Origin of the sequence: Klebsiella sp. HMSC16A12 (genome assembly GCF_001808265.1) — a bacterium.
GTDB lineage: Bacteria > Pseudomonadota > Gammaproteobacteria > Enterobacterales > Enterobacteriaceae > Klebsiella > Klebsiella pneumoniae.
Genome location: NZ_KV792648.1, coordinates 27,432 through 44,680 on the forward strand (window position 1 = coordinate 27,432; position 17,249 = coordinate 44,680).

General features: G+C 55.2%; 19 protein-coding genes. 6 read left to right on the forward strand and 13 right to left on the reverse strand.

The window, feature by feature from the left end; all coding sequences use genetic code 11:
• Nucleotides 1-21 precede the first annotated feature (21 nt).
• Entirely contained in the window at nt 22-954 is a 933-nt protein-coding gene (gene citR, locus HMPREF3140_RS24765; RefSeq protein WP_002894372.1) for a DNA-binding transcriptional repressor CitR, read from the reverse strand.
• Nucleotides 955-1,134: 180 nt separating this feature from the next.
• Nucleotides 1,135-1,884 carry a thiol:disulfide interchange protein DsbG gene (dsbG, locus tag HMPREF3140_RS24770; RefSeq protein ID WP_009308177.1) on the reverse strand — a complete coding sequence of 250 codons (750 nt, stop codon included), beginning with the start codon at nt 1,882-1,884 and terminating at the stop codon, nt 1,135-1,137.
• Between the two features lie 411 nt (nt 1,885-2,295).
• Between dsbG and ahpC the strand changes: the two genes are divergently transcribed.
• On the forward strand, nt 2,296-2,859 hold the full coding sequence (gene ahpC, locus HMPREF3140_RS24775; protein WP_002894394.1) for an alkyl hydroperoxide reductase subunit C: 564 nt from the start codon (nt 2,296-2,298) through the stop codon (nt 2,857-2,859).
• Nucleotides 2,860-3,046: 187 nt separating this feature from the next.
• A complete protein-coding gene (gene ahpF / locus HMPREF3140_RS24780) occupies nt 3,047-4,612 on the forward strand; it encodes an alkyl hydroperoxide reductase subunit F (protein WP_004179017.1) in 1,566 nt (521 codons plus the stop codon).
• A gap of 76 nt (nt 4,613-4,688) precedes the next feature.
• Here ahpF and uspG read toward each other — a convergent pair whose 3' ends face one another.
• The 4 genes from uspG to dcuC all read right to left on the reverse strand — a co-directional run bounded on the left by uspG (nt 4,689) and on the right by dcuC (nt 8,156).
• A complete protein-coding gene (gene uspG, locus HMPREF3140_RS24785) occupies nt 4,689-5,117 on the reverse strand; it encodes a universal stress protein UspG (protein ID WP_002894401.1) in 429 nt (142 codons plus the stop codon).
• A 186-nt stretch (nt 5,118-5,303) separates the two neighbouring features.
• Entirely contained in the window at nt 5,304-5,714 is a 411-nt protein-coding gene (gene rnk / locus HMPREF3140_RS24790) for a nucleoside diphosphate kinase regulator (RefSeq protein WP_002894404.1), read from the reverse strand.
• A gap of 178 nt (nt 5,715-5,892) precedes the next feature.
• Nucleotides 5,893-6,690 carry a ribonuclease I gene (rna, locus tag HMPREF3140_RS24795; protein WP_023158358.1) on the reverse strand — a complete coding sequence of 266 codons (798 nt, stop codon included), beginning with the start codon at nt 6,688-6,690 and terminating at the stop codon, nt 5,893-5,895.
• 92 nt (nt 6,691-6,782) lie between these two features.
• Nucleotides 6,783-8,156, reverse strand: a complete 1,374-nt coding sequence (gene dcuC / locus HMPREF3140_RS24800; RefSeq protein ID WP_004142371.1) for an anaerobic C4-dicarboxylate transporter DcuC — start codon at nt 8,154-8,156, stop codon at nt 6,783-6,785.
• A gap of 338 nt (nt 8,157-8,494) precedes the next feature.
• Between dcuC and pagP the strand changes: the two genes are divergently transcribed.
• On the forward strand, nt 8,495-9,013 hold the full coding sequence (gene pagP / locus HMPREF3140_RS24805) for a lipid IV(A) palmitoyltransferase PagP (protein ID WP_004183399.1): 519 nt from the start codon (nt 8,495-8,497) through the stop codon (nt 9,011-9,013).
• 194 nt (nt 9,014-9,207) lie between these two features.
• Nucleotides 9,208-9,417, forward strand: a complete 210-nt coding sequence (gene cspE, locus HMPREF3140_RS24810; protein WP_002439184.1) for a transcription antiterminator/RNA stability regulator CspE — start codon at nt 9,208-9,210, stop codon at nt 9,415-9,417.
• A gap of 67 nt (nt 9,418-9,484) precedes the next feature.
• Here cspE and crcB read toward each other — a convergent pair whose 3' ends face one another.
• Nucleotides 9,485-9,868 carry a fluoride efflux transporter CrcB gene (gene crcB / locus HMPREF3140_RS24815; protein WP_002894459.1) on the reverse strand — a complete coding sequence of 128 codons (384 nt, stop codon included), beginning with the start codon at nt 9,866-9,868 and terminating at the stop codon, nt 9,485-9,487.
• 89 nt (nt 9,869-9,957) lie between these two features.
• On the opposite strand from crcB, the gene HMPREF3140_RS24820 reads away from it, so the two are divergent.
• Nucleotides 9,958-10,746 carry a deaminated glutathione amidase gene (locus HMPREF3140_RS24820; protein ID WP_020803596.1) on the forward strand — a complete coding sequence of 263 codons (789 nt, stop codon included), beginning with the start codon at nt 9,958-9,960 and terminating at the stop codon, nt 10,744-10,746.
• A 242-nt stretch (nt 10,747-10,988) separates the two neighbouring features.
• A complete protein-coding gene (gene tatE / locus HMPREF3140_RS24825; RefSeq protein ID WP_002894464.1) occupies nt 10,989-11,195 on the forward strand; it encodes a twin-arginine translocase subunit TatE in 207 nt (68 codons plus the stop codon).
• Between the two features lie 190 nt (nt 11,196-11,385).
• Here the strand turns inward: tatE and lipA are convergent, their stop codons facing one another.
• The 6 genes from lipA to rlpA all read right to left on the reverse strand — a co-directional run bounded on the left by lipA (nt 11,386) and on the right by rlpA (nt 17,239).
• Nucleotides 11,386-12,351, reverse strand: a complete 966-nt coding sequence (lipA, locus tag HMPREF3140_RS24830; RefSeq protein WP_002894467.1) for a lipoyl synthase — start codon at nt 12,349-12,351, stop codon at nt 11,386-11,388.
• 180 nt (nt 12,352-12,531) lie between these two features.
• A complete protein-coding gene (locus HMPREF3140_RS24835) occupies nt 12,532-13,491 on the reverse strand; it encodes a YbeF family transcriptional regulator (RefSeq protein WP_004220154.1) in 960 nt (319 codons plus the stop codon).
• A 130-nt stretch (nt 13,492-13,621) separates the two neighbouring features.
• Complete coding sequence (gene lipB, locus HMPREF3140_RS24840) at nt 13,622-14,266, reverse strand: lipoyl(octanoyl) transferase LipB (protein ID WP_002894472.1); 645 nt, start codon at nt 14,264-14,266, stop codon at nt 13,622-13,624.
• A gap of 104 nt (nt 14,267-14,370) precedes the next feature.
• On the reverse strand, nt 14,371-14,634 hold the full coding sequence (gene ybeD / locus HMPREF3140_RS24845; protein WP_002894474.1) for a DUF493 family protein YbeD: 264 nt from the start codon (nt 14,632-14,634) through the stop codon (nt 14,371-14,373).
• 112 nt (nt 14,635-14,746) lie between these two features.
• Entirely contained in the window at nt 14,747-15,946 is a 1,200-nt protein-coding gene (dacA, locus tag HMPREF3140_RS24850) for a D-alanyl-D-alanine carboxypeptidase DacA (RefSeq protein WP_002894539.1), read from the reverse strand.
• Nucleotides 15,947-16,084: 138 nt separating this feature from the next.
• The gene (gene rlpA, locus HMPREF3140_RS24855) at nt 16,085-17,239 is read right to left on the reverse strand and encodes an endolytic peptidoglycan transglycosylase RlpA (RefSeq protein ID WP_023279712.1); all 1,155 of its coding nucleotides are present in this window, start codon (nt 17,237-17,239) and stop codon (nt 16,085-16,087) included.
• Nucleotides 17,240-17,249 lie beyond the last annotated feature (10 nt).

Consider the following 17,249-nt stretch of genomic DNA (forward strand, 5'->3'; position numbering starts at 1 on the left):
CAGCGGGGGAACAGAAGGGCGTTATTCGCTGTGATTAAATTTGGGCCGTGATGCCTCTCGATCATTCATTAATATGGTGATTAATTCAGTTAAAAAATGATTTTGCGAAGATGCATGGTGGTAATTAATGTAGATCGTGATATCCGGAAAAAGATTATCTATGTTGATGGCGTGAAGCTGCATAGTGGGTGAGATAAAGTCATATAAATAGGAAGGCAAAAAGCCAATTAAGTCGGTTTTATTAATCATGTTAAGAATGGTCATAAAAGAGTCGCTGCGAAAGGCAATATTGCGCGGATTCAGCCAGGCGATGCTGCTTTGCTGCACGCGCTGAATAACGGGATCGTTGGTAATATAGTGAGTGAAAAACTCCTGCGCCAGTGACTCTACCGAGGTAAGCGTTTCGCGTCGCGGATGGCCCGCCCGGCAAACCGCCAGCGTCTGCACCGTCTGATAGGGCTGACAGATCGTGGCGCGGTTGGTAATGGGCATGCGGGTGAACACCAGGTCCGCCTGGCGATACGCCAGCAGCTCCTCAGCCGATTCGGTGGTGGTCAGGTTATGGTGCTCAATTTGCAAGTTCGCCTGATGACAGAGCTGGTTAATCATAACGTGGCTATTGACTGAACAGAACAGCGGGGGGCCATATATCACAATACGTTTACGCAGTTCTGAGCGATTATTAAGATTGATGGTTTTTTCCAGCTGCTCCAGATTTTGCTGTAGATGATAATGAAGATTGACGCAGGCGGTGGTGGGCGTCATTCCTTTGCCAACACGAACAAATAGCGGATCGTTTAACTGCTGGCGCAGACGCTGCAACGACTGACTCACCGCTGAGGGGGTGATAAATAACATCGCCGCCGCTTTGCTGATGCTCAAATGTTGATAGATACATTCGAAAATAACCAATAAATTCAAATCGAACTTTTTCAGATCGTAAAGATTTGCCATTAATGCAGTCCTGTTTATTACCGGTGCGGATTATAATATTCTTAATGATAATGTTTTGTGGCTTAATATTTGCGGTGTGAATTTAACTATTGGCAAATACAGTTAAGTTCTGCTTAATATATCTTATCGTCGACGGTGGCGCCAGCGGTCGCTTCCGCCAGGCGCCATTGCGGGATGGAATTACTCTTTTTCACCCATCATAATATGCAGTTTCTCTTTATCCGGTAGGCCGACCACCTGCTGCAGCATATTATCTTTATTCATATAATAAATCGCCGGCGTCACGTTGGCTCCCAGATCGTCCATCAGCTGCTGGTTGACGTTGAGCATTTTCATTTTCTCCGGCGGAATAACTTTCGGGATCGTCAGAGCCATTTTCCCATTCGATTGCTCGTAATCATGCCAGGTTTTCGCCGGATCGCTGCTGGCGAGAATCGCCGCGGCGGTGGCCGGGCTCTCCGGCTTGATCACCCCCACCAGCAGAGTGCGGATCTGCACTTTACCGGCCTCTACCCAGGGGCGGGATTGCTGCCAGAACTGCTTGCAGTAGGGACAGAAGGGATCGGCAAAGACATACAGCACGATAGGGGCGTCCTTGCGACCATCCTGCAGCCAGTGGGCGCTGGCCATCTTCTTCCACATCTCTTGTCCCGCCGGGGTATAGAGTTCTTTCTGAAACAGCTGCTCGCTGAGGTTGCTGCCGTTCTCATCATACATATAGCCGGAGATCGCGTGTTTACCATCCGGCGTTAGGTAGATGGCGACCCCCATGTCCTGGTATTTGCCCAGCCAGCCTTTCATTCCCCCCGGCGCCTCAAAGGGTTTTATAATGGTAATGCCCTGTTTTTCAATCGCTTTTACCGGAGCGGGGAGTTCCTCCGCATGGCTGCATAACGGCAAAAGGCTGAGTAACAGAAGACGCTTTAACATAAGTATTCCTTGTAAAATCAGCAGGAAAGGGCAAAACGATTGTCGAACCTATCACAGTCATAGGCAAGATCAGCAGAATGACGGATTGCCCTTTGCTGGCGTGGGTGATGTAATCCTGGATGCTGTTACATTAAGGTAATGTAGAGCGCAACACATAGCCAGTCTGACTGGCGCTGAACCTACCCTCGGGTATTTCAGGTAACGGGGCCGCCTGAAAAGGTGGCCTTTTTACTTTTGTCGCGGCAAATGATGCGAAAAACAGCGATTAGCGCTGAACGCGTCGACAGGTTCACAGAGTTGTCTTGTTCCGGTTGTTAGATAACGCTTATTGATTCGATAATGTAAACGCATTGGTCGGGTCAGGAAAAATTCGTTAACTTAGACCTCAACGAAAACACGGAGGAAGTATAGATGTCCTTAATTAACACCAAAATCAAACCGTTCAAAAACCAGGCATTCAAAAATGGTGAATTCATCGAAGTCACCGAGAAAGACACCGAAGGCCGCTGGAGCGTCTTCTTCTTCTATCCGGCTGACTTCACCTTCGTCTGCCCGACCGAACTGGGCGACGTGGCTGACCATTACGAAGAACTGCAGAAGCTGGGCGTAGACGTTTACTCTGTGTCTACCGATACCCACTTCACCCACAAAGCGTGGCACAGCAGCTCTGAAACCATCGCCAAAATCAAATATGCGATGATCGGCGACCCGACTGGCGCCCTGACCCGTAACTTCGACAACATGCGTGAAGATGAAGGTCTGGCTGACCGCGCTACCTTCGTCGTTGACCCGCAGGGTATCATCCAGGCGATCGAAGTTACCGCTGAAGGTATCGGCCGTGATGCGTCTGACCTGCTGCGTAAAATCAAAGCGGCGCAGTACGTTGCTTCTCACCCAGGCGAAGTCTGCCCGGCGAAATGGAAAGAAGGCGAAGCGACGCTGGCTCCTTCTTTAGATCTGGTTGGTAAGATCTAAGTCTGTTTGTGCCCGGCGGCGCTACGCTTGCACGGGCCTACAACATCGTAGGCCGGGTAAACGGCGTGCCACCCGGCAATCAATGGGCGCTTTCGCGCCCATTTTATTCCAACACCATGATGCAAGCGCATTCAGGCAGCCTGACGAGGCCGCTTGCATGATGATGTTTTAAGCCCAGGAGATAACAATGCTCGACACCAACATGAAAACCCAGCTCAAGGCCTACCTTGAGAAGCTGACCAAGCCTGTTGAGCTGATTGCCACGCTGGATGACAGCGCTAAATCGGCAGAAATCAAGGAACTGTTGGCTGAAATCGCTGAACTGTCAGACAAAGTCACCTTTAAAGAAGACAACACGCTCGCGGTACGTAAGCCCTCGTTCCTGATTACTAACCCAGGTTCCGACCAGGGGCCGCGTTTTGCGGGCTCGCCGCTGGGCCACGAGTTTACCTCGCTGGTGCTGGCGCTGCTGTGGACCGGCGGTCATCCGTCGAAAGAGGCCCAGTCGCTGCTGGAGCAGATCCGCGATATTGATGGCGATTTCGAATTCGAAACCTACTATTCGCTCTCCTGTCATAACTGCCCGGACGTGGTCCAGGCCCTGAACCTGATGGCGGTGCTCAACCCGCGCATCAAACACACGGCGATTGACGGCGGGACCTTCCAGAATGAGATCACCGAGCGTAACGTCATGGGCGTGCCAGCGGTGTTCATGAACGGTCAGGAGTTTGGTCAGGGACGGATGACGCTGACTGAAATCGTCGCCAAAGTGGATACTGGTGCGGAAAAACGCGCAGCGGAAGAGCTGAATCAGCGTGACGCTTACGATGTACTGATCGTTGGCTCCGGCCCGTCCGGCGCGGCGGCGGCGGTCTACTCTGCACGTAAAGGGATTCGTACCGGCCTGATGGGCGAACGCTTCGGCGGTCAGGTGCTGGATACCGTGGATATCGAAAACTATATTTCGGTGCCGAAAACTGAAGGCCAGAAGCTGGCAGGCGCGCTGAAAGCGCACGTCAATGACTATAACGTAGACGTGATCGACTCCCAGAGTGCGACCAAACTGACGCCGGCGGCGACAGAGGGCGGCCTGCATCAGATCGAAACCGCCTCCGGCGCGGTGCTCAAGGCGCGTAGCGTCATCATCGCCACCGGGGCGAAATGGCGCAATATGAACGTGCCGGGCGAAGAACAGTATCGCACCAAGGGCGTGACCTACTGCCCTCACTGCGATGGTCCGCTGTTTAAGGGCAAACGCGTAGCGGTAATCGGCGGCGGGAACTCCGGCGTGGAAGCCGCCATTGACCTGGCGGGCGTCGTAGAGCACGTAACCCTGCTGGAGTTTGCCCCAGAGATGAAAGCCGACCAGGTGTTGCAGGATAAAGTCCGCAGCCTGAAGAATGTCGACATCATTCTTAATGCGCAGACCACGGAAGTGAAAGGCGATGGCAGCAAAGTCACCGGCCTGCAGTATCGTGACCGGGTGAGCGGCGATGAGCATCATATCGCGCTGGCGGGGATCTTCGTCCAGATTGGCCTGCTGCCTAACACCACCTGGCTGGAAGGCGCCGTTGAGCGCAACCGCATGGGTGAGATCATCATCGATGCGAAGTGCGAAACCAACGTCAAAGGCGTGTTCGCCGCGGGCGATTGCACCACCGTGCCGTACAAACAGATTATTATTGCGGCAGGGGAAGGGGCAAAAGCGTCGCTGAGCGCTTTCGACTACCTGATCCGCACGAAAACCGCATAACAAGTCAGACAATAGACCTGCATAACAAAGAGGCTACCCAGGGGTAGCCTCTTTTTTTATACTCTTTTCGTCATTCTTACCTGACGACCATTACCGGGATATGGGCATGGCGGATCACGCTCGAGGCATTGGAGCCGAGCAGGTGGGTACTGATGGAGGGATTGCGTGAGCCAATAACTACCACGTCGGCGTTAATTTCGCTGGCCAGCTCGTTGACCATATCGCGCACGCTGCCAAAACGGACATGTAGCTTGATACGAGACGGGTCAATGCTGAAGTGGCTGACCATCGTCTGCAGGCGAGTCTCCGCCTCATGCTGCAGATGTTCCTCAAACCGCCGCAGGTCGGCGGTAAAACGGCTCATGGTAAAGCTCGCGGAACCCGGTAAGACGTGGAGCAGATGGATCACCCCGTCCTGCTGGGCCAGAAACTCCGCGTGCCGGACGGCTTTATCGCTCAGCGCCATCTCAAAGACATCAACCGGCATAATGATAGTCTTATACATATGCAATCCTCCTTGTTCGTTTGCGTCTATATCAACATATTATATGCGGATATTGTGTCATTCAGGTCGCAAAACTGTCAGCCAGGCAGGCGCAAAGCGTAAAAAAGGGTAAGCGGCGGGAAAACAGCAGAAAGAGGATGTGCGGACATCCTCTGAATAAAGCGCGAAACGCCTCAGGCAGCGGAATTAGCGGTGGAATTCGCCAGCGGCTTCCGGCTGGTACAATAGCTCCAGCACTTCCAGGTGCGTCGATGCGCCGCCCGGCAGCTCCCAGTGAATGGTGCTGCCGACTTTCAGGCCCAGCAGCGCGGCGCCCACCGGCGCGAGGACGGAGAGCTGGCTGGCGCTGTCGGTCACCTGTGACGGAAACACCAGCGTCCGCACGCGCTCTTCGCCGCTGGTTAAATCGCGGAATTTTACCCTGCTATTCATGGTGACGACATCATGCGGCATCGCTTCCGGGGCCAGCATTTGCGCGCGGTCGAGTTCCTCATTCAGGGCATCGGCAACCGGTGAGTTGGCGAAAGCCGGCTGCTCCAGCAGCCTGTCGATACGTTCGGCATCCAGTTCATTAATGATGATTGCGGGTCTGGTCATTGCATACTCCATGTTATCCAGGAACCTGTCCGTAAAAGAAAACCCTCGCCGAAAGGGGCAAGGGTTAAGGTCCTACCATCATACTGAGAGTTGCCGGCAGTTTGAAGTGATGAAACGCACATTCAGCGTGCAACACCATCCGGCAGACGGTGTTTTCCAATCAGCATCCCGCTTTGCGCTAGTGGCCAACCTTATCGAGGATAAACTGTGCGCCGCAGTTACCCGGGTGAGGCTGGGGCAGAAAAGCGGAAGTGGCCAGCGGGGCGTTGATGGTCGCGGCGTTGAGCGAGATTTGCATCTCCGTCAGATAGGCCGGATTACCGTTGCAGGTTAGCTTAAACGCCTTCACGCTCTGCGGACCCCAGGCGCGGGCCACGGCGGCGTCGAAGTCGGCGCGGCTGACCGTTTGGCCATAGTGCTTCGCGAGAAAATCCCCCACCGGGCTGCGCTTAATTTCACCGTTTAGTCGCACCATGGCGCCAAAGTAGCTGTCGGGATCGAAGCCGAAGCAGACGCCATGTTTGGCATATTCGTAGCGTTCCAGACAGGAGGTGCCGCCCGATCCCGGCATCACATTATTAAGTTTATTGGCCATCTCCAGCGACAGTCCGGTCTCCGCCGCCTGGCATTTGCGGTTCGCTTTTACCTCCGGCATGTTGGGCACCGGACGCGTGGCGCAGCCGTAGCGCATCCAGCGACGTTCATCCACTCCGCGCGCGGCAATGGACTTTGGCAGCCCGGGCCACAGGCCATGCACGGTCAGAAAGTCGGCTTTATTCGCGGTGTCCTGCTGCAGGCGACACTCTTCCGGTTCGTTGCGATTGCGGTCATATATGCTCTGACAGAATCCGGTTTGCCAGGAGAGGGCAAGGACGTAGCGGTCAAAATCAGCGTATCGCGTCGCGGTGAGCGGTTCAGCGCCGGCCTGAGTGGCGGTGAGCACAAGGGCAAGCGCGGCGAAATCCTTCCTGAACATGTTTATTCCTGATTGTGGATGGCAAAAGATAACGGGGAGTTATTAAAGCATAAAAAAGGCGCCCGCTGGCGCCTTTTCGCGTGGTTAGACCATTAGTGGAGCGCGCTGCCGGGCACCAGGATTTCAGTAGCAACGATCACCACCAGCAGGCCAACGAGCACCGGCACTGAGGTGCGCTTGACCACTTCGAATGGGGAAATCTTCGCCATCCCGGCAACGGCGACCACCACCCCGGAGACGGGCGATATCGTGCGGCCGAGGTTAGAAGCCTGCAGCATCGGAATCGACAGGTAGGCCGGATTGATGCCGGAGGAGTGCGCCAGCTTGGGGATCATCTCAACGAAGGCGTAGAACGGGGCATTACCGGAACCGGTGGTCATCGCCGCCAGCATGGTCAGGATCACCAGCACCAGCATCAGAATAATACTGGCCGAGCCGAAGGAGGTGGCGATTGAGATCAGACCGTTGATAAAGCCGATAGTGCTTAACCCCTGGGCAAAGACGCCGGCGGCAACCAACAGCATCACTACGCCGGCGAAGGCGTCGGCCATTCCACGGTAGGCGACTTCCAGCCCGCTAAAGACGTTTTTGGTGTTGAAACCGCGCAGGAACTCGAGGATCGCCGCCAGCAGCATGCAGCCAACGAGGATGGTGATAATGTGCAGCTCCGGCCCCCATTTACCGTCAAAGATCAGCACGCCGATGATCGGGGTAAACGGCAGAATGGCATACAGCGCCGGGGCGGTGGTGGTGATGTCGTTGACATCGAGCATCTCGTGAGAAATGTGCTCTTTTTTATCCAGATAGCGCTGCCAGAAAAAGTGGGCGATCGCCATGCAGATAATAGCCGCGATGGAGATCGGCAGCGTGGTTTTAAAAGCAAAGTCGATCAGCGGCATTTCAGCGGCTTTGGCCGCCAGGACGACGTCACCCGAGGTTGGCGAGAGGATAATCGCCGCCGGTGAGGCGCAGATGGCGGCGGCGGCCCCGCGGCTGATACCGACATTCACCATTACCGGGAACAGCGTCGCCATCAGCAGTACGCCAAGGCCGGTCGCGGAGGAGACGGCCAGCGACATCAGGCAGGCGACAAAATAGGCGGCAATCATCAGCAGATAGGGCGAATTAATATAGCGCAACGGCTTCGACGCTAATTTGACCACCATATCATTGGCGCCAATATGGGTCATATAGGTGGCGAAGCCGCATAGCATCATGATCATCATACCCAAATCGCCGCCGCGGCTCATGAGTAGAATCTTAATGTATTCAATAATATCGGTAGCGGAATAGCCGGTGCTCGCGGTATTACCCGGTAACACTTTATGTCCCAGCAGGGCGCTGACGATCAGTAAGATTAAGCCTCCGACGAACAGCACCCCGGTGGCCGAGTAGCCTTTAATGATATAGCGGGCTACGCCCACAATGACCACGATCCCTATCAGGATCTCAATAAACGTCAGCATTTATTACCCCTAAACCCAAAGAATATGTAGCTAAAAAGCACCACACCAAATTTTAATGTGCGAATGTGCCGAAAAAACGGACAAAACTCGCTGATGCAAATCAATAAAGCGATAAGAACTACACGTCCCCCGTCACGCCTGGATATAATCACCAGATGGATAGTTAAGCCGTTCTGATGGACAGCGGGCGAAAATCAGGAGTTTGCCTTATTTCGTTCAACCTGTATTGAGATTATCTTTGCTATTTTAGGTGGCTTTTAAATCAAAGTGGTAATAGAAAAGTGTTGATGTTACGTCGTTTTTCATTGTTTTCTCTTGGTTTTTTAGGATGGTTATTGGTGTCCGGAAACGCCAGCGCGTCGTTTTCATCGACCCTTAGCGAAGGTTACCATACCTTAAGTAATAACGTAGCGCAGACCTGGAATGAGCCGGAGCACTATGATTTGTACGTTCCAGCCATCACCTGGCATGCGCGCTTTGCCTATGACAAGGAAAAAACCGATAAGTATAACGAACGTCCGTGGGGGGCAGGTTTCGGCGTCTCGCGCTGGGATGAGAAAGGGAACTGGCATGGCCTGTACCTGATGGCGTTTAAAGACTCTTTTAATAAGTGGGAGCCCATCGGCGGCTACGGTTGGGAGAAAACCTGGCGCCCGCTGACGGACCAGAATTTCCACCTCGGCCTTGGCTATACCCTCGGCGTCACGGCGCGCGATAACTGGAACTACATCCCGATCCCGGTGATCTTGCCATTGGCGTCAATAGGTTACGGTCCGGCAACTTTCCAGATGACCTATATTCCCGGCACCTACAATAACGGTAACGTTTACTTCGCCTGGGCGCGCTTCCAGTTTTAATTCGCTAAGTCTTAGCAATAAATGAGATAAGCGGAAGGTCTTGTGCAAAAACAAGGACTAAAGCGTTACCCACTAAAAAAGATAGCGACTTTTATCACTTTTTAGCAAAGTTGCACTGGACAAAAGGTACCACAATTGGTGTACTGATACCCGACACAGCATTAGTGTCGATTTTTCATATAAAGGTAATTTTGATGTCTAAGATTAAAGGTAACGTTAAGTGGTTTAATGAGTCCAAAGGATTCGGTTTCATTACTCCGGAAGATGGCAGCAAAGATGTATTCGTACACTTCTCTGCAATCCAGTCCAACGGTTTCAAAACTCTGGCTGAAGGTCAGCGCGTAGAGTTCGAAATCACTAACGGTGCCAAAGGCCCTTCTGCTGCAAACGTCATCGCTCTGTAAGCAACGCGTCAGTAGAATATAAAAACCCGCTAATAAGCGGGTTTTTTTTTGCCTGTCTCCTTCGCTTTTAGCGGCTGGCCGCCTGCGAGAAAAGCCAGAAGGCGACCGCCGTCATCGCAAACGAACCCAGCAAATTCACCGCGACGTTGAGCAGCGCCCAGCTTACCCGGCCCTGCTGCAGGAGAAACACCACTTCCGCAGAAAAGGTGGAGAACGTGGTCAGGCCGCCGCAGAAACCGGTGGTAATCAGCAGTTTCCACATCGGGTCAATACCGGTCAGACGATTAAACCACGCCAGCCCGGCGCCAATCACAAAGGCGCCTAACAGGTTGGCCGTTAGAGTCCCAATCGGGATAGCATGGTGCACAGGATTGAGCTTCATGCCGAGCCACCAGCGCAATACGCTGCCGGTGCCGCCGCCAATAAAAACGGCGCAAAGAAGTTGAAACACGGTCGTTTCCTGCTATTTGATGTAAGAGAGTGTCAAGTGTAGCGCGCATCGGGCGCGATTGGCTATCCATAACCTGACGGGAGAAGAACATGCGGGTAGCGGCAGGACAATTTGCCGTCACGCCAGTATGGCGGACGAATGCGCAAACCTGTGTGGCGATGATGCAGCAGGCGGAGCGAGAAGGGGCGGCGCTGCTGGTGCTGCCGGAGGCGTTGCTGGCGCGGGATGACAACGACCCGGATCTGTCAGTTAAATCGGCCCAGCCGCTGGATGGCGCATTTTTGCAGCCGCTGTTGGCCGAGAGCAGGCGTAACAGCCTGACCACGGTCCTGACGCTCCATGTGCCGTCAGGGGAGGGGAGAGCGACCAACACGTTGGTGGTATTGCGGGAAGGCGCAGTGATCGCCCATTATCATAAACTTCATCTATATGACGCCTTCGCGATGCAGGAGTCCCGGCGGGTGGATCCCGGTCAGCAGATCCCGCCGGTGATTGAGGTGGCGGGATTACGCGTTGGCCTGATGACCTGCTACGATCTTCGCTTTCCGGAACTGGCGCTTTCGTTGGCCCTGAATGGGGCACAGCTGCTGGTGCTGCCCGCTGCATGGGTGAAAGGGCCGCAGAAAGAGTATCACTGGGCGACGCTGCTGGCGGCACGCGCTCTCGATACTACCTGCTATATCGTGGCGGCAGGCGAATGCGGAACGCGCAATATCGGGCTGAGCCGCATCGTCGATCCGCTGGGGACCACTCTGGCGGGGGCCGGGAGCGAGCCGCAGCTGATCTTTGCCGATCTCTCAGCGGATGACCTTGCGCGCGTTCGCGAGCGTTTGCCAGTGCTGCGGAACCGACGATTTGCGCCACCGCAATTATTATGACGTTTTTTTAAACAAGGCTTGATTCACCTTGTTACAGATTGCTATTGTGTCCGCGCGTCAAATACCCGTATTGTTTATCCCAATAATTCGCTGTGCACGTCAGGATGGACATCTCAGCGCTCACTCCCGGAGGGGAGGCTATGGGCCGAAACACGCAGCCCACGCACAGGTGGATTACAATAGGACGGATAAATGCGTGTATGATGGCGTATTCGCAGCTTGTATAGAGAAGAAGGTTAGCTATGGGTGAGATTAGTATTACCAAACTGCTGGTAGTCGCAGCACTGATTATCTTAGTGTTTGGTACCAAGAAATTACGTACGCTGGGCGGCGACCTGGGGTCGGCTATCAAGGGCTTTAAAAAAGCCATGAACGAAGATGACGATAGCGCGAAGAAAACCACCGCAGAAGAAGAAGCGCCGGCGCAGAAGCTCTCTCATAAAGAGTAATTCTCCGGCTGCGTCCCCTGACGGGATGCTGGCGGTACGGCGAAGAGGCCGCGACGTTTATCGTTGCGGCCTTTGTCGTTTTTGTCGACGCCGCGGAGAAAAGATGCAACTAACTGTTACGGACAGGCGAAACGGATGAAGCGGAGAGAGCCGCTGCGCCGAACAGGCGCGCAGCGGCGGAAGCGGTGGGTTATTTAACTTCCATCCCTTTAGCCTGCAGGTCGGCATGATAGGAAGAGCGGACGAAGGGACCGCAGGCGGCGTGGGTGAAGCCCATCGCCATCGCTTCCGCTTTCATCTCTTCAAACTCTTCCGGGCTGACGTAGCGCTGCACCGGCAGGTGGTGACGGCTCGGCTGCAGATACTGGCCTAACGTCAGCATGGTGACGCCATGGCGACGCAGGTCGCGCATCACTTCGATGATCTCGTCGTTGGTTTCGCCCAGACCTACCATCAGGCCGGATTTCGTCGGGATCTCCGGGTGCGCTTCTTTAAAACGCTCCAGCAGCTTCAGCGACCAGTTGTAATCCGCGCCCGGACGTACCTGACGATAAAGACGGGGCACGTTTTCGAGGTTATGGTTGAAGACATCCGGCGGGGTCACCGTCAGAATATCAAGTGCGCGATCCATGCGGCCGCGGAAATCCGGAACCAGCGTTTCGATCTTAATCGACGGATTTTTCTCGCGAATGGCGCTGATGCAGTCGGCAAAATGCTGTGCGCCGCCATCACGCAGGTCGTCACGGTCTACCGAGGTGACTACGACATAGCGCAGACCCATATCGGCGATAGTTTGCGCCAGCTTTTGTGGCTCGTTTGCATCTGGCGCGACCGGGCGTCCATGCGCGACGTCGCAGAACGGGCAACGGCGGGTACAGATCGCGCCGAGGATCATAAAGGTCGCGGTACCGTGGTTGAAGCATTCTGCAAGGTTCGGGCAGGAGGCCTCTTCGCACACAGAGTGCAGGCCGTTCTTACGCATCGCTGCTTTGATTCCCTGGATACGGGACGAGTCAGCCGGAAGTTTGATTTTCATCCATTCCGGTTTTCTGAGCAGAGCTTCACGCTCAGTTGCCACGTTTTTCACCGGGATAAGGGCCATTTTATCGGCGTCGCGGTACTTAACACCGCGTTCCATCACAATGGGTTTACTCATAGCGTGCGTGTTCCAGTTGCGAGTCACGAAGGAAAGCGAATTAATTCAATGAAATGTTGCAATTATCAACTATATTTGAATCAAGAGCAGGCAGTATACCATTGAAAAGGGGCAGAATGCAGCCTGCCTGCCCGGCAAATTGTAAAATAGTTGTTGTTTTATCCTTTTCCCTTCCGTGCGCTACGCCTTAAACGAGCGGATCACCGTCTCGATGATCTCTTTCAGCAATGGCTCTTTCCCGCTCAGCTTATTAAAGTGCAGCGCAACGTCAATCTGCTCTTCACCGAGGGAAGGGAAATCCAGGGTCTGCAGCGGCCAGAGACGGGACACCATGGCGAACAGGCGTTCGGTGGTCAGACCTAGCATATCGCTCCCGGCGATCATCGCCGCCTGGGTCATCAGGTTAAAGGTGCTAAAGCCGCAGCGGCGCTCGCCCATCTCTTCCTGTAGTCGGCGATGGAGGGTGGGGTAGCGCTGGCCTTCCGGCAGCAGCAGCGCAAATTCGTACTCCGCGAGGGTCGTTTCATCCTGCGGACCGTCCAGCGCGGGATGCCCTGCGCGGCAGTACATCTGTACCCGATCCTGATACAGCACATGATGGCTTATCGCCTGGCCGCTGTGCAGGTGGGTATCAATGAGCAGATCCACCTGGCGCTGGTCAAGCTGCCGCGCGGCGTCGACGATGGCGATATTGTGCAACAGGATCTGCGGAAAGGTCGGCTTCAGCGCGCTGGCCAGGCCAGGCATCAGCAGCGCTCCCATCGCTGGCGTAGTGGCGATAGTGATCACCCGCTGCTGGTGCGGGCTACCGGTGATATCCAGCGCGCTGAGGAAAGCTTCCATGCCGCGGCTGATGTATTGATGAAGATGGGTGGCATAGGCGGTGGGGGTGACGCCCTGTCCTTTGCGGATAAATAGCGGATCGGGGAACAACGCCCGCAGTTTGTTAATTGACTGGCTAATCGCCGAGGGTGTGATATTGAGTATCTTCGCGGCGTTGACGATACCTTTATGCACGTATACCGCTTCAAAGATCGTCAACAGATTGAGGTCAATATTACGCAGGATGCGAAACATTTGACGATCGTAACGTTCATCCTGTCTGTCAGGAGATTCTGACGGAGGCGTATTCTCTGGCACGCGATGAGTCCGGTTGGGAATGATAGGCCAAGTATAGCGGCCCACCGCGTTGCCGTGCGTGACAATTGATTGCAAAAATAACGTGTTACTCGTTTAGCGCCCCGCTGACAGCGGGACGTTGGCCTGCCGCTTAATCCCGGGGAAGATATTCGTGTGGTGGATGATTTAGCAGCGCCAGCAGATTGGCGACCAGTCGCGGAGCGACCGTCTCCGGGGAGGCTGCCGGCTGCCACTGGCGCATTTGCGTCATCTCCATACCGGCGTAGCCGCAGGGGTTGATACGCAAAAACGGTGTGAGATCCATGGCGATATTAAGCGCCAGACCGTGGAAAGAACAACCTTTACGGATCCGCAATCCCAGAGAGCAGATTTTGCGTTCGCCGACATAGACGCCAGGGGCATCGGCGCGGGGGTGCGACTCGATACTATATTCAGCCAGGGTATTGACGACCGTTTGCTCCAGTAGCGTCACCAGCTCCCGCACGCCCAGCTTACGGCGCTTGAGGTCCAACAGGACGTACATCACCTGCTGTCCCGGACCGTGATAGGTGACCTGGCCGCCGCGATCGCTCTGGATCACCGGAATATCGCCGGGCACCAGCACGTGTTCCGCTTTGCCGGCCTGACCCTGGGTGAATACGGGGTGATGTTCCACCAGCCAGATCTCGTCGAGGGTATCTTCATCACGGGCGTCGGTAAATTCATGCATCGCCTGCGAGACGGGTTCGTAAGGTTGCAGGCCAAGCTGCCGGATAAGAATTTTATTGTGCTGCAAAACAACATCTCCGCCGGGAAGAGAGAATTCAGGTTGGGGAGTATATCACAGCCGTGCAGAAGGGAATGAGAAGACCCGGCACGGCGGCCGGGTCAGGGAAAAGGTTACAGCACCATCCGAACGATATCGATATTGCCTAACTCTTCGTACAGCGTTTCCACTTGTTCAATGTGGGTGGCGTTGATGGTGATGGAGACCGAGTGGTAGTTACCTTTGCTGCTCGGTTTTACTGACGGCGAGTAATCACCAGGCGCATGGCGCTGTACCACTTCCACCACCTGATCAACCAGCTCCGGCAACGCCTGCCCCATTACTTTGTAAGTAAATGGCGTAGGGAATTCAAGCAGTTCGTTAAGTTTGGTTTTCATGTCAGCTCCGGTGTTACGACAAAATAATAACTCCCACCAAGGGCGGGAGTTATCAGGTTACTTGGATGAATAGTATATGGGGATGGAAATCACACTTTCAAGTGTTCGATTTTTAACCAAACCAGTGGTGGAACATTAATTTAATGTAATCAATAATTTTGCCGAAGAAATTACCTTCCGGAATTTCCTGCAGGACCACCAGCGGACGCTGGTCGATGGTTTTACCATCCAACTGGAAGTTAATGGTGCCGACAACCTGGTTTTTCTGCAGCGGGGCGTGCAGCTCAGTGTTATTCAGCACGTAGCTGGCTTTCAGATCTTTCATTCGGCCGCGCGGAATGGTCAGGTAGACGTCTTTATCCACCCCCAGCGAAGCGCGATCGCTGTCGCCGAACCAGGCCGGTTCGGAGGCAAACTCTTTGCCAGCTTTAATCGGGTTGACGGTTTCGAAGAAGCGGAAGCCCCAGGTAAGCAGTTTTTTGCTTTCCGACTCACGGCCTTTGAACGTCCGGCCGCCCATTACCGCGGAGATCAGGCGCATCTGGCCTTCGGTGGCGGAAGCGACGAGGTTGTAACCCGCTTTGTCGGTATGGCCGGTTTTGATGCCGTCGACGTTCAGGCTGTTATCCCACAGCAGGCCGTTACGGTTCAGCTGGCGGATGCCGTTGAAGGTGAACTCTTTCTCACGATAGATGGAGTACTCGTTCGGTACGTCGCGGATCAGCGCCTGGCCAATCAGCGCCATGTCGCGCGCGGAGCTGTACTGTCCGTCAGCATCAAGACCGTGAACGGTCTGGAAATGGGTGTTTTTCAGGCCCAGAGCGTTTACGTAGTTGTTCATCAGGCTGACGAAGGCGTCCTGGCTGCCGGCGACGTAGTCGGCCATCGCCACGCAGGCATCGTTACCGGACTGCAGGTTAATACCACGGATCAGCTGAGAAACCGGCACCTGCATGCCCGGCTTGAGGAACATCAGAGAAGAGCCTTTGAAAACCGGGTTGCCGGTGGCCCAGGCATCGTTGCCGACGGTGACCAGATCGGACTCTTTGAATTTGCCCGCTTTCATCGCCTGACCGATAACATAGCTGGTCATCATTTTGGTCAGACTGGCCGGGTCGCGGCGGGAGTCGGCATTGTTTTCAGCCAGTACCTTGCCAGAGTTGTAATCGATAAGGATCCAGGATTCGGCGTCAATCTGCGGGGCGCCTGGGATCATCGTTTTGATATTCAGGTCATCGGCGCGGGCAGCGGAGGAGAGCGCTGCAACGGAGAGCGCCGTAATGAGTAAACGAGCGGTGAAAGAGGTCTTCATGGTCAGAACAACGGCATCCGTGATGGAGTTAAAAAAGTGCCTTACTATAGCAAATGCTCTGCGGGCCAGCATCCGACATTGCGCATGAGTTTGTTAATGACTTTTACATGCGCGAGGTGAACGGGCGGCCCGCGGCGTTTAGTTGGCGCGAGTAATAAAGGACTGCAGCTGCGCTTCGCTTTGCAGGCGCTGCTGCACGGCGCTGGCCTGTGCTTTATCAGCAAAGGGACCCAGCTGAATACGCCAGACCGCGCCGTTTTGCATGACCCGGCCTGGCACAGAAAACTGCTGGCTCAGGCGCTGCTGATACTGCTGCGCCCGCGTCTGGTCGCTTACTGCGCCCACCTGGACAACAAAATTACCGCTGGCGCTGGAGGTCGCGGAGGACGAGGCCGCCACGGCGCCAGCGGCTGCGGCTGCGGCGGTGGCCGCAGCGGGCGCCACATTACCCTGAATGGAGCCAGGCGCGGTCACTGGCGCTGTTGGCGTGGCGCCGGCGGCAGGAGCCGTCGCGGCGGCTGCCGCTGGTTCGCTACTCTCCAGCACGCCGTTGTTCAGGGGCGTCGGCGCGCCGAGGAAACCGCCGCTGTTCACCGGCGCGCCCACGCTGTCTGCCGGCGTCAGCGTGCTGTTGCTGATCGGGCGAACGTCAGTGGGTGCGGGTTGGCTCATGCCAGCGGCGTCCCCACCGTCCAGATTCGGACGGGCGGGCAGGGCGTAAGTCTGTTTGGCGACGGTGGTACAGGCCATCCCCGGGCCGGAAAGCGAACCGTCAGGCGCGACGATAATGGGGTCGATGCGCACTTTGGTGTTGTTGGAGGTGTTCAGGCGGTCAGCGGATGCGCGGGAAAGCGAGATGACCCGATCGTTGCCATAGGGACCGCGATCGTTAATCCGCACGACGATCATCCGTCCGTTGGCAAGGTTAGTGATCCGCGCGTAGCTCGGGATCGGCAGCGTCGGGTGCGCTGCGGTCAACTGAGTCGGATCGAAGGCTTCGCCGCTGGCGGTCAGGTTGCTGTTGGGTTCTGCGTCATAGATCGCCGCGAAACCGGCCTGAGTAAAGTTGGCCGGATCCTGAACGATTTTGTAGCTTTTACCGTCGCGCTCATAATCCTGATTCGCCGTGGCGTTCGGCGTTTCATACTGCGGATCGGCGCCGCTGATCTCAACCGTCGGGCCATTACAGACGGCCGGCTGTGGAGTACTGACCGTTTTTTGTTGCACGTCATCACTCGAACATGCCGCCAGCAGCCCCGCTGCTATGCAGATCCCCAGCCATTGCTTACGCATTGCTAACCCC

Coding starts and splice junctions, on each gene's coding strand:
- citR (WP_002894372.1), bottom strand. CDS start 954: ATGGCAAATCTTTACGATCTGAAAAAGTTCGATTTGAATTTATTGGTT.
- dsbG (WP_009308177.1), bottom strand. CDS start 1,884: ATGTTAAAGCGTCTTCTGTTACTCAGCCTTTTGCCGTTATGCAGCCAT.
- ahpC (WP_002894394.1), top strand. CDS start 2,296: ATGTCCTTAATTAACACCAAAATCAAACCGTTCAAAAACCAGGCATTC.
- ahpF (WP_004179017.1), top strand. CDS start 3,047: ATGCTCGACACCAACATGAAAACCCAGCTCAAGGCCTACCTTGAGAAG.
- uspG (WP_002894401.1), bottom strand. CDS start 5,117: ATGTATAAGACTATCATTATGCCGGTTGATGTCTTTGAGATGGCGCTG.
- rnk (WP_002894404.1), bottom strand. CDS start 5,714: ATGACCAGACCCGCAATCATCATTAATGAACTGGATGCCGAACGTATC.
- rna (WP_023158358.1), bottom strand. CDS start 6,690: ATGTTCAGGAAGGATTTCGCCGCGCTTGCCCTTGTGCTCACCGCCACT.
- dcuC (WP_004142371.1), bottom strand. CDS start 8,156: ATGCTGACGTTTATTGAGATCCTGATAGGGATCGTGGTCATTGTGGGC.
- cspE (WP_002439184.1), top strand. CDS start 9,208: ATGTCTAAGATTAAAGGTAACGTTAAGTGGTTTAATGAGTCCAAAGGA.
- HMPREF3140_RS24820 (WP_020803596.1), top strand. CDS start 9,958: ATGCGGGTAGCGGCAGGACAATTTGCCGTCACGCCAGTATGGCGGACG.
- tatE (WP_002894464.1), top strand. CDS start 10,989: ATGGGTGAGATTAGTATTACCAAACTGCTGGTAGTCGCAGCACTGATT.
- lipA (WP_002894467.1), bottom strand. CDS start 12,351: ATGAGTAAACCCATTGTGATGGAACGCGGTGTTAAGTACCGCGACGCC.
- ybeD (WP_002894474.1), bottom strand. CDS start 14,634: ATGAAAACCAAACTTAACGAACTGCTTGAATTCCCTACGCCATTTACT.
- dacA (WP_002894539.1), bottom strand. CDS start 15,946: ATGAAGACCTCTTTCACCGCTCGTTTACTCATTACGGCGCTCTCCGTT.
- rlpA (WP_023279712.1), bottom strand. CDS start 17,239: ATGCGTAAGCAATGGCTGGGGATCTGCATAGCAGCGGGGCTGCTGGCG.